General features: G+C 45.7%; 6 protein-coding genes. 2 read left to right on the forward strand and 4 right to left on the reverse strand.

Features of this window, described 5'->3' with window-relative positions:
* Nucleotides 1-281: 281 nt before the first annotated feature.
* Entirely contained in the window at nt 282-4172 is a 3891-nt protein-coding gene (locus FCN51_RS01820) for an AAA domain-containing protein (RefSeq protein WP_236661140.1), read from the forward strand.
* A gap of 90 nt (nt 4173-4262) precedes the next feature.
* Here the strand turns inward: FCN51_RS01820 and FCN51_RS01825 are convergent, their stop codons facing one another.
* The 3 genes from FCN51_RS01825 to FCN51_RS01835 all read right to left on the reverse strand — a co-directional run bounded on the left by FCN51_RS01825 (nt 4263) and on the right by FCN51_RS01835 (nt 7511).
* Nucleotides 4263-5765: a glucosyltransferase domain-containing protein gene (locus FCN51_RS01825; RefSeq protein WP_236661141.1), complete on the reverse strand. Its 1503-nt coding sequence runs from the start codon at nt 5763-5765 to the stop codon at nt 4263-4265.
* Nucleotides 5766-6028: 263 nt separating this feature from the next.
* Nucleotides 6029-6514 carry a hypothetical protein gene (locus FCN51_RS01830; protein WP_160255909.1) on the reverse strand — a complete coding sequence of 162 codons (486 nt, stop codon included), beginning with the start codon at nt 6512-6514 and terminating at the stop codon, nt 6029-6031.
* Between the two features lie 271 nt (nt 6515-6785).
* Complete coding sequence (locus tag FCN51_RS01835) at nt 6786-7511, reverse strand: hypothetical protein (protein WP_160255910.1); 726 nt, start codon at nt 7509-7511, stop codon at nt 6786-6788.
* Nucleotides 7512-8879: 1368 nt separating this feature from the next.
* Between FCN51_RS01835 and FCN51_RS01840 the strand changes: the two genes are divergently transcribed.
* Entirely contained in the window at nt 8880-9815 is a 936-nt protein-coding gene (locus FCN51_RS01840; RefSeq protein WP_160255911.1) for a replication protein RepA, read from the forward strand.
* A 607-nt stretch (nt 9816-10422) separates the two neighbouring features.
* Here FCN51_RS01840 and FCN51_RS01845 read toward each other — a convergent pair.
* A complete protein-coding gene (locus FCN51_RS01845) occupies nt 10423-12318 on the reverse strand; it encodes a ribonucleoside-diphosphate reductase subunit alpha (RefSeq protein WP_236661165.1) in 1896 nt (631 codons plus the stop codon).
* Nucleotides 12319-12496 lie beyond the last annotated feature (178 nt).

The following is a 12496-nucleotide window of genomic DNA, read 5'->3' on the forward strand; positions in this document are numbered from 1 at the left end:
CCTGCCTTGGAGACGGGGATTTACGGCGCATTTGGTAAAATTGCTTTCGGATCTAAGCAAAGAACACCTGATTTTAATTTAATGCCGCACATCAAAGCATCGAAGAAGATGTAACATATTACACAAGAAAGACGCTTTCCAGACTTTACGACTTTCACTTCACCCTGTACCACGCTCATTAAATTTGAATTTCTAAATTATAGACAGGTGCCTGAATGTCTAAACCTAGTAACCATGCTGTCCTTTCATACTGGCGTGCAGCTCTTCTGGATGACGCTCAGATGAGCATTTCCTTCAAGAATGACGAATTAGTCGCCATTGATCGGAATATTCTCTCTCGTGGGGTTATACCAAAGCAACAGAACGACATTCTCCGCCTCAAACACCCCAAATCCAAAGACTTGAGTCCTGAAGATCCCATTACTGTCATGGCCGGTCTTCGTGTTCTTTTGGGTGAACGCAACCATGCGGCCCAGAACACAAAGTCTCCTGTCCTTTTTTGTATGGCTGCTCTTTTTAGCATAGAGCCAGACGGAACAATAAAGCCCTGTATAGACAGTCCGCCTTGGATTAACCGCGAACTTCTGGAACCCTCCGATGCACGCATCCTCATTGGTGATGTTTCAGTTATGGATGCATGGATAGAGGAAAACCCTCCCAAGACAGGGAGTCTTGCTGCGTTATTGGAATGGAGTGACGGTTTATGGAATGCTGTCACAGCACACGGTCTTCCAGAAAAATATACTCCTTGGCCAAAGGTGCCATTGCAAGCGGCTGAATCAAGCATCGGAATGATGGCAACTCAGCACCAGCGTAAATTTTACGATACTATCATTGATGATGAAGGTCTCATCACTCCTCTTTTAGACCGCTATCTGTCCGGTTCCACTACCCCTAAAGACGTCACCGAGGCATTGCGCTGGAATGCAGCAAGCATGCCCAGAGGAACTATGACCTCCGCTTATGGCATGTCTCCCTCTCAAGGTGAGGCAATGTCGGCTTTCAGTGAGTTAAAAAAATCCGAAATCCTCGCAGTTAATGGGCCGCCCGGAACAGGCAAGACAACTTTGCTTCAGGGCATAGTCGCCACTAAGCTTGTAAATTCCGCGATAAAAAACCATGAACCTCCAGTGATCGTTGGCACATCCACTAATAATCAGGCTGTCACCAACATCATTGACGCTATGAAAAAGGCAATGAATTCAGGGGATGTGAGACCATGGGCCAAAAGATGGATTGTAAATGCTGATTCCCTAGGCTTGTATTTCCCATCAATGGAAAAGGAGAAATCCGCCATTGAAGCAGGCTACCTTATCGCCTCAATGGGACGCAGTCTGGAAACAAAAGATTGGGGTGGCTTCCCTGAAAGGGAAAGAAGCCTCGAAGATGCACAACAAGCTAGAGAGACATGGTTAAAAGGGTTCTATCAGACCTTTAGACCAGATCGTCTGTTTAACACTTTGACACAAGCAGAATGTGGAGAAGAAGGTCCTGAGGGTGTAGATATCCTCACCTCCATCGAGAATGGTATTGATGAAATCCGTGAGGTTATGTCCTCATTCTGCGATCTCGGACAGTTAATTGTTCTCCAGAATAAGTTTATCCATGATTTGTTTGCTGCAAACGGGTGCAGTACTACCGAAGAGATCAAAACCTGCATTGAAGAATGCGATCAGAAAATATCCGAGCGAAAGCCGAAGGAGGATGAACTTCGTGCTGAGTTAAAGACTGCGGAAAATCACTTTATCACCTGTCGGGATGCAGCACATCAGGCGAAGCAGAATACTGCCAATTCAAAAGCCAAGCTTGATGCTGAGGTTGCCAAAGCAGAAGCAGAAGCGAATGAGGCGGGTAAGCATGCTATAGATCTGATAGCAGCCTTACCGGAGGGAGGTCTATTTTCAAATTTTTTCTCTGGCAAAAAATGGCCTTCTGTTGAGAAACTTGTAGCCAGTGGAGCATACGCTGAACACTTTCGACCTCTGATGCAAAGCCAGAGCAGAGTTCGTGAGCAATGGTTGGAAACTATCAACAAACTAACCGAAAATACTGATGCTCAGTTGGCTGAGGCCAAAAGAAGGTTAGAAACCTTCACCAAAAAAAATGAAGTTGAGATGAAGGGTATAATCGAAAGGTTATCCCATGCGTCAGATGCGCTTTCACAGGCTAAAGAAGCGTTCAACGAATATACTTTTGCAACCTACAATCTAGCAGAAAACAGACGTAACAAGCTTCTCTCGGCGCTTCAAAATATCACTAATCTACGCACTATGATACCGGTGTCCATTGCGGAGAAAATCAGCAATACAAAATGGGCTTCTTCTTTCGGGCTTGATGTTCCTGGCCCATGGGAAAATCCAAATTGGAATGGATCTCTTCTAGCGGTGGAAGATTTTCTTGATCGCACACTCCGCTACGCTCTGTTCCAACTTGCCCTGCGCTATTGGGAAGGTCGGTGGATACTGGAGGTAGAAGCCCTGCAGGACGCTATAGGTAGAAACGATAACAAAGCCTATCCGTTCCGCGTAGGAGAGAAAGCCATCAAGGCTATGTATCGTCGCTGGGCCATGCTGACCCCTCTCTTCATCATCACCGCGTCCAGCCTTCCAAAACTTCCAAAATTTCGGAAGCGAGAAGGAGATAAATTCGTTGATCAATACCTTCTAGACTTCTTTGATCTTCTGATTGTCGATGAAGCTGGTCAGATATCCCCATATCAGCTTGTTCCAGGAATGGCCTTCTCGCAGCAGGCGGTTGTTGTGGGTGATGTTTACCAGATTGAACCTGTAGTCACGACCAGCCATGCAACGGACACAGGAAATGCCCGCAAGGCTGGCGTGCAACCTTATTTCTGGGATGATGACGGTCCTATTGATCCTAGAGTTGTAACAGCACCTCCGGGCAATGGGAATTTGATGGGCTCTGTCATGAGAGTTGTGCAGCAAGCAACAACCTTCACATCACCAAACAGCCTTGTTCCTGGCATTTTCCTTAGAGAACATCGCCGCTGTCGGAAGGATATCATCGAAATCTGCAATGAGCTTGTCTATAAAGGGCAGCTCAAGCCAATGACTGCCGAACCTAAGGAAGATCCACCCCTCCCCCCTCTCTCCTGGGCCAATGTCAACGGCAAAGCAGAACGTGTTGGAGGCAGTCAGCGTAATCTGCGCGAAGCCAATGCTATTGCGAACTGGATCTGTGAAAGCGCTGTAGAATGGGAGAAATTCTATAAGAAACCCATCCAGAAAATTGTTACCGTCATTACGCCTTTTGGACCTCAGAGAGATAGCATCAAGCGCGCTCTGATGATGCTGGGAAAACAATCCCGCCTGTCCAATATCTCCAAAATCAAAGTGGGAACTGTAAATGCCATGCAGGGAGCAGAGAGTGACATAGTCATCTTCTCCCCTACCTGTGACAAAACATCGAATACGAATTTCCTTGAAAGTAAGAAAAGCCTCTTGAATGTCGCAATTTCCCGCGCTGTTCATTCATTCGTTGTGATAGGCACGATGGAGATTTTCGAACGCAATCCTTCTTCAACTCTTGGTATTCTTGGAAAAGCGCTATTCTCCAAAGGACAGGAACTTGGCGGTGTCAGAGGTAACTGGTCAGCAGAAGACTCTGTTGTCCTAAGTGGTCACAGGATTTCAACACCTGATGAACATCATGCCCTCTTGGATGAGGCTCTAAAATCTCTCAAGCCGGGTGAGGAGATCGTCATAGTTTCACCGTTCCTGTCTGCCTCCGCAGTAAATTCACCCGCCATCCAGAACGGTATTCGAAACGCAGTTGCCAGAGGTGGATTGGTGAATATTGTCACTCGTGCACCAACCGCCATAGAATACCGCAACGGAACCTCTCCAGAACTCAGGAAATCACTCCAAGACGCAGGCGCAAAGCTTCACGATATAAAGCTGTTGCACTCCAAAACACTTATGACATCTGATTTCATTGCCGAGGGCTCTTTTAACTGGCTCAGTGTCAGAAGAGAAGAACCCAACAAAGCAAACTTGGATAGTACCTGGGTGTTAAAGGGACGCAAAGCAGAAGCCGCCAAAGAAGCAGCATTGGAAGAACTTAATGCACTATTAAGTAGCCAAGGATCCTCCCATCCCACTGAAGTCGGTCGCCTGCTGGCGAGGAGCAATTCTCGCGCAACACAGCATTAGATCTTGTCTACTTCTGTTTTCAGAGGCCCCCTTCCTGTCGGAGGGGGGTATTTTTAAAGAGAAGGCGCTAAGTGAAAGACTAGATGCCTTTCACTCTTTCAATTCAGAAGATTTATTCTTCTCTTGAACGCAAAAAAAGTGGTCTTTTCTGAAAATCATGAAATCGGCCGTTTCATACACCTTATAGGATGGGTTTAAGCATTCCTTAGCTTGTAGCCAATCCTGTGATGTATGATCAGGCACTTCGATACCCCGACTACGCAATATGGTATAACCAAAATATTCGTCATCATGGATGGCTGGATCAGGCTTTAATTTGCCCAAAATTGGCATAGCTTGGATAGCATTCTTCACAATTGGAGATAATGGCTCCTCTCCGTATAAAAAGAGGTTGTCACCACCTTGATAACCCATATCCATCAAAGCGGAACTAACACGCTGCACATGGAACAACTCAAATCGTGAGTTTTCTGCAAGCATATTGCCGTAACTAAACGAAATAACAAAATAGTACACTAATGGTATAAGCGGAACCCATCCAAGCTTCCTTAGGAAGCCTCGCATAAATGCTAGGTTAATAAAAATAATACATGCAGAAAATGACGTCAAAATCCGCGGCACATATTCTACGTTCTTTAGAATTAGGAGCATCCCGGAGAGAAGTGTCAAAAGCGCAATTGGAAGTGCGCAATACAAAATACCGACGGAAAAATCAGAGATGGTCTTTTGGCGAAAATATTTAACCGCGTTTAGGAGAGAACAGAAAACTGCCACCCCAAACAATCCCAATAATAAGGGCTTGGCGCCTTGTGTCAGCAGTACAGAAGTTAAGGCTAAAATATTGTATATATTTTCACCCAACTCATGAAACGGCAAGGTTTTCAGATCCAGTGTAACGGCTAGATGCCGTTCAAACTGGCCATGAATTGTAGCTGGGATAATGAGATCTTTGTATAAGACTGCCGCCACCAGAAATGATGAAATCTTTATCCCGATATCACCCCATGCCTTTGCAGTTTCTCCATATTCGTAGTCACTAAGAAAAACTAAAATCGCCAATGCCAAATAGGTGTTAACGCCTGTCTGATAGAACCCCATAACCCCGACAAGTAATGCAAAACAGATTACAAATCTTTTCCTGCAAGACCAAGATAATGGCAGCACGGCAGCGAATACAGCCAAGGCCTGAGCCATAAGCATCGGAAGTGCATCAAATTTATAAGATAGGTTTTGCAAAAAAAATGGCTGTATAGCTAAAGGAAAGCCACACATCGACAAAGCAAACCAACCTGGACGTTGAGATCGTGTAAGTCTTTGGGTCAGCAGGACTGCGGCGCAGGCAAGCACTAGCAAGCCCATAATTTGCCCTAAGGGAGATAGGTCAAGAATGTTTCTAACCCGCAAGTCCAACAGGTTCATTAAAACAGTCGAAAATATTCGGCCGTTCTTGCTCCATGTCGAGCCGTATAATGATCGGCCATGGTCATCATTATAATAAACGTTCGCCAATAATATTGGTAAAGTGAATAATATGTAGAATATAAATACAAATAATATTCTATCTCTTGTTTGCTTCCTCAATAATATTTCCATAATCCTCTAAACCCTTATCAAATTCCTGTTTTGGACTATATCGGTTTGAAATGATTTGGATATATTGATTTTGACAAATCAGCGATTACCAAAAATAAAATTTAATATCCGTTTCCAAACATGCCGATCTGGAGATCAAAGTGATCGGAATTTAGTCCTTCCCTCCGGCACAGTGAACCGGAGGGAAAGCCATCAAGAACAATTTGATGATCTGAGGTGTTGAGACCGACATAATGTGCCACGGCCTGCATTATGCGTGAATTTCACCGATTTTCTGATGAAACCGCAGAACAACTAACCTGATCACCGCAATGTTCACAGTCGTTCTCTGCAGCAACTTGACCGGGGGCCGTCTTCCCATAACACGTAGGCTTATCAGATTTAGAGTTCTTATCTGCCACCGCGCCTATAACTGGTATTGGAGCGTCATATTTTTCGAAAATAAGCTTATCCAGAAGCACGAGAATAAAAACAAAGAAAATGGTCGGAGAAATAAATGGCTTAATAGACATAAATATCCCAAAAAACACATTTTCATGCGAACTGCCAAGATATATATAATCGCAAAACATCGCTGCTATCAGCAATCCAAAGACCAATACTATAATATTTAAAATAGCCTTTCCAAATATATAGATAGTAGCTCTTATCGCGGCCATTACAGAGTAGGTCACATGATAACCTACATCTTTCAGGCCATCCTTAACTCTAGAATATTTAGCCTGCGCATTTGTATTGTCTGATGACATATGAGGCCTCGGTTCGTGTCTGGTTGGTAGATCGCATGAAGTGTGATCTTTTGAATTAAAAGGCCTTAAAAAGGTAACGATTGATTTAAACCGTTTCCATTAGATTATGATTCCCTGCCCACAAGCCCTGCGTCTGCGTTAGCGCATGCTTTTCTGATCAGTCGTTGATCCTTTCCGGTAGAAATAGGGAATTCTCAGCAGGTGCATAAAGTTGGCGGAGGATTACACGCTCGGAATTCCACTGAACAACCCTTAAAGAGATCGTCAAAGGTTAATCGTGGTCGGGTTTCGTTGTCTGCCACATTTCCGGGTGTTTGATCAGGGAACGGGCAAGAGCAATGGCAATGTCCCAGTCGTGGCTGGGGTTGATGGCGTTCAATTCCCGGGTGTTTTCCAGATCGGGAACGTGCATCTCTCGGGATGTGATCTTGTTCATATGCCATTCGATGTCGAACAGGGATGATCGCAGAGTTTGGGTCACGCCCTCCGAACATTCGCGATCTATGCAAGTGTCGATCCGATAGCTGTATGTCCGCTCCTTGCCCTGAGTGAGGGTGTAGCGAAATGTGGCCCGTTTTTTCTCTGTTTCGGTCTGGAGAAGGGGGGCTGAGGAGATCTCGAGTGTCATCTCGATGACAGGGTTTGTCTGATCTCCTGTCTGTACGCGCAACGTGTAGCTGCGTTCGTGGATTTTGGTGCTAGTGAGTTCTGCTGTGCCATATCGCGTTGGAAAGCGCTTGGCGTAGGGGATAAGCACGCGCGTAACATCGCAAAGAGCAACCAATGTCGTGATGTCATCCTTGTTGGGGTCGGTGCTATCGGTCAGCGAGACCAGAGTAATGCTGGCACTTTGTGCGAAGGCGAATGTGAGTGCCGGATTGCCTGCATCGTCAGAGAAAATCACGGGTGCGATCTGGCCGTATTTGACTGAGGGAATGCGCGGGGCCTGCATGTCGAGGCGCGCTGCGGCATTTAGAATAATGTGGTGCGAATTCATGCGTGGCAGTCTCTAGGATATTTTTTGCATCGTGTTAATTTCTTCTGCACTAAGACAGCATCCTTTGTATATCCACGAGCTGGGGAAACCTTCAGGTGGAATGCCTATTACTTCACCAGGATTATGCAACCATATTAGCCTATTGCTGTCCCAATATAGCGGGAAAGGCCGATGCGATACCCTTCTTGGGCCGTCTACTTCCTCAACAAAATGCCACCCACTCTTATTCCTCCTTAAAGGCCACAGAGTTCTAATGGACCCACGTTCTGATTTGAGGCAGACAAGATACCCTTCCAACAAAATCCAACTCGACAGCGCACCATCAAAGCAACACAGGAACCTTTGCCCATCATCCGCCGTTATATAGAAGCCTCCAAGTGAGGATGAGCAATCTCCAAACGCTCCCTCCACTATATAAGTCTGGCGAGAGGTGATCTTATTGGGATCTGATTTAGCAAAAGCCACTAAATCCCCTACTTGAATATCTCTGGCTTTCTGGCTCCTGTTGCCCATTGCGTTCACCTAAATCTCACAACCTGAACCTTCTCTGGCTGACTCAGCCTTTAACCACTTCTGTTGGATTTTCTGGAGGTGCCGATTGTTTGTAACGTCATACCGAAGGCCTAACCCTCTACAACTTGGGCAGGTGTAGAACTCAATAGAAGTCTTTTGTGACTGAAAGTTCACCAGATTTCCTCTTCCGTGACACAACGAGCAAACCATAGAAGCTTCCTAACGTCTCTAAATCGACTGCAATTATCAACTCATGACTCAGAGATTGAGCATTTACAGCCATCTAATGCGCAACACTTGACGCGGCCTGCCTCCGACCTTTCAAAAGATCACGGTTTATAAGGCAGATTGTCGCCTGTTAGCCTTTCAATCCTTGCGAAAAGATCGATCCATTAAAAGAGAAAAATCCTCTGATTTGCAGATGGAGTGCTTCAAAAGTTCACACTTCTGATTTTCGGTCTCTGAACTGCAACCTGAGATGCCAGAAACGAGACTGCTTCAAAAGTTCACACTTTGCCCCCAAGTACCGTCTAAAGCGGACTCCACGGATTCTTTTCATCAGAATCTGTGGATAACTTTAGAGACCAGAACCAGGTTCGATTCCTATCCACAAGACTTACGTGATCTTTTGAATCAGATACCGTGATCTTTTGAAAAAGTCAGAGATTTAAAAAACTACGTTTTCCGCCAAAAATTGGAGTTTTCCCGTGAACTTTTGTAGCACAAACTAATATATTAATTTCAAATATCTTCCCTAGTAGCTTGCTGATTCAAAAGTGCATACGGACGAACCCGAAAAATGCTGCTAAATGCGAATACAGAATGGCAGAGGATGATTTTCGGAGTGACTGATCGATGGGTTTGATACACGACGTGATTGAGGAACAGGGCCGACAGGCTGCCTTTAACCTCGACTTCCCCAGGCCTGAAATCGAAGCCGCATCTAGCTTCATGTCTGATGAAGACCATCGCATCGGTTTCCTCTACTCAGGGTGGTGCCAAGCGGCACTACCACATCGAAGATTGGCAGACGACTCAAAAGGCTGGCAGATAGATAGTGACCATGTCTGCTTGATCATTCAGCCAGGAATGAGGAGAGGACCTACGGGGAACCCTATTCATGTTGGGGTGCCTTATGGCAGTCGGGCAAGACTGATCCTCCTCTATATGCAATCAGAAGCTATAAGAACGAATTGTCGTGATATTGAGCTTGGGAAAAGCTTAAGGTCATGGATGAAAAGGATGAGCATTCCTATCGGCGGGAAAAATCTTGAAGCTGTGCGAGAGCAAGCTGATAGGCTGTCGAGATGCCAACTATCATTCGAAGTAGTGAATGGCCGTACTCGTGGGATAACAAGTCAAAAGATCATGGAAAGTTCCATGTTTCTGGAGCCTGACCCCAATATCGATACCGTTGATGACGTCTTTATGCTTACAGCAAAATTGTCATCTGAGTTTTTTGAAGGGCTCAAGAAGCATCCGGTGCCATTTCGTGAGGCGGCGATCAGAGCTCTAAGCAACAATAGTATGGCTCTGGATATCTATAGCTGGCTGGCCTACCGTCTGCATTCTCTGGATAAGCCGACACCAATTACATGGAAAGGTTTGAAAGCGCAGTTTGGCACTGCTTATAGCCAGATGAACAACTTTAGATTGCGCTTTATCCCTAATCTGAAACTCGCATTGGCTGCCTATCCAGAAGCCATCGTGACTGAGACTGATGGGAAGATCGGGCTAACCCTTCACCCCTCTCCCCCTCCAGTCAGACGGCAAATCTATGCCGTGAAGTAATCCTCTACCTTCTTCCTATTCTGTTACCCCGCCCTAGACCCTAGGGCGGGTTTTTTTATTCCATAAGTCCGTTTCTGCACCCTGGAAGCCTGAATATCGGTACGGAAAGAGCAGTGCTTCAAAAGTTCACACCCCAATTCACCCCTTCTAGTAGGATGATTTTAAGCTTTGCTTAAGGTGGGGGGCGGGGCAAAAACCGTGCACTTTTGAAGCACCGTAAGCCTAGAATCGATAAAGAGAATGAACGAGTAGACTTAAAACTGCTTCAAAAGTTCACACTTCGACGTAATCTTCATAACTGATTCAAAAGTTCACACCCCTATATCTGGTATCTTGATCTGGGGATATGAGCGTGCACTTTTGAATCAGTCTATGCTCAGAGATGCTGAATATCTTTTAGAATCACCCGTCTGTGATCGGATGTTGGTACATTGGTTGAAGTTAAATGCTTAGAAGCAGGGGTACAACATTCATAATGCTTCAAAAGTGCACGCCAAAAAACGCTTACTCTAAGAGGAAGAGTGGGTAATTCTCATCACCCCTCTTTCTTAGAGTATCATTTTAGGTTGGGAATAGCACCATTCTAGCTTCCCAAGCCTCAAACCTATTACTGACAGGACAAGCACTCTTCATAGTCAGTAGTCGGGGCTGAAGAACCATGTACTTTTGAAGCATCCACTTCGAGGTCATCTTTTGAAGCAAGCTTACTGACTGTGTCGGCTCTCTGAATAGAAAGAGACCGGCAATAATAGAGAGACTTCATCCCCTTTTTCCACGCCATGTAATGGATCTGGTGAAGATCTCTCTTATGAATGTTGGCGGGCAAAAACAGGTTTACGGACTGGGCCTGGCAAATAAAGGGTTGCCTATCTGCTGCATGCTCTACAACCCAGCGTTGATCCAGTTCAAAGGCAGTCTTGTATACGTCCTTCTCATCTTGTGACAGGAAGTCCAGATCCTGAACACTGCCTTTATTGATTGTTATATGTGACCAAACCTCTGGAGTATCCTTCCCTTTTGAAGCAAGTAGCTTCTGAAGGTGACGGTTCCTTACTGTGAATGACCCAGATAGCGTTTTCTGGAGGAATACATTCGCAGTGATTGGCTCAATTCCAGGGCTGGCATTGCCGGCAATGATTGAAATTGAAGCTGTGGGGGCCACCGCCATCTTGTGTGAGAACCGGGTGTGTACACCATACTCCTGAGCATCAGGGCATGGGCCGCGGAGGTCGGCGATTTTTTCAGATGCCAAATCAGCCTCAGCACGAATATGTTTGAATATCTTCCGGTTCCAGACTTTAGCCATTACGCTCTCAAAAGGGATACCTTTTGCCTGCAGGAATGAGTGGAACCCCATCACTCCGAGACCTACAGATCGTTCTCTCATGGCTGCATATTTTGCCTTCGCCATGTCCTCTGGAGCCTTATCGATAAAGTCCTGAAGCACATTATCAAGGAAGAGCATCACATCCTCAATGAACTGAGGATTATCTTTCCATTGCTCCCAAGTTTCGAGGTTCAAAGAGGATAGGCAGCACACTGCAGTACGTGCCTTTCCGTGATGATCAATTCCTGTAGGGAGAGTGATTTCAGCGCATAGGTTGGATGTCTTAACTTCTAATCCGGCAAGTTTGGCATGTTCAGGACGCGCATTATTCACGTGATCTGAATAAACAATATAGGGTTCCCCCTGCTCCATCCGGGCTGTGAGAATGCGTATCCAAATTGAGCGAGCAGAAACTTTACGGATAACAGACCCATCCTTTGGAGAGAGAAGAGCCCATTGTTTATCTGCTTCTACAGCCCGCATAAAATCATCGGATACAAGCACACCGTGATGTAAATTGAGTGCCTTTCGGTTGGGGTCACCTCCTGTTGGCCGCCGGAGTTCGATGAATTCTTCAATCTCAGGATGCCAGACGGGCAGATAGACTGCTGCAGAACCACGGCGCAAAGATCCCTGAGAAATCGCGAGGGTAAGACTGTCCATCACGCGAATAAAAGGTATGACACCGGATGTTTTGCCATTCCTTCCGACGTTCTCCCCTATGGATCGCAAATTCCCCCAATATGAACCGATCCCGCCGCCTTTACTGGCCAGCCATACATTTTCATTCCAGAGATCAACGATCCCTTTCAGAGAGTCATTCGCTTCATTCAGGAAGCAGGAAATTGGCAATCCGCGATTTGTACCACCGTTTGATAGTATGGGGGTGGCTGGCATAAACCAATGCTGGCTTATGTAATCATATATCCTCTGGGCATGGTGAATATCGGCGCCATAGTATGATGCAACTCTCCCGAAAAGATCCTGGTAGCTTTCTTCAGGCAGCAAATAACGGGTTTGAAGTGTAACCTTGCCGAATGGTGTAAGAAGCTGATCTCGGCTTCTATCTACGACAACTGGGAAATGCCCCGGCACACAAACCGTGTCTTCAGGTTTGTTGTAATCAGTTTTCTCACAGTGTTCGCCAACTCTGCCGGCAACGCCCTCCGCATTGATTATGGCACACGTTTCCACTTCGCTTTCTTGCAAACTCACTTCACAGCCCTCTTTTAATGTTCCAACTCACGACGCAATTAAAAGCCTTTGAATTCCTTATTCAGGAAAGGCCTTAAAGGTTAATCAAGGCCAATACTAAATTATATCCTTGCAAGGGAAAGCATGAAGTCAGGAACTG

Origin of the sequence: Acetobacter pasteurianus (assembly GCF_009914215.2) — a bacterium.
Classification (GTDB): Bacteria; Pseudomonadota; Alphaproteobacteria; order Acetobacterales; family Acetobacteraceae; genus Acetobacter; species Acetobacter pasteurianus.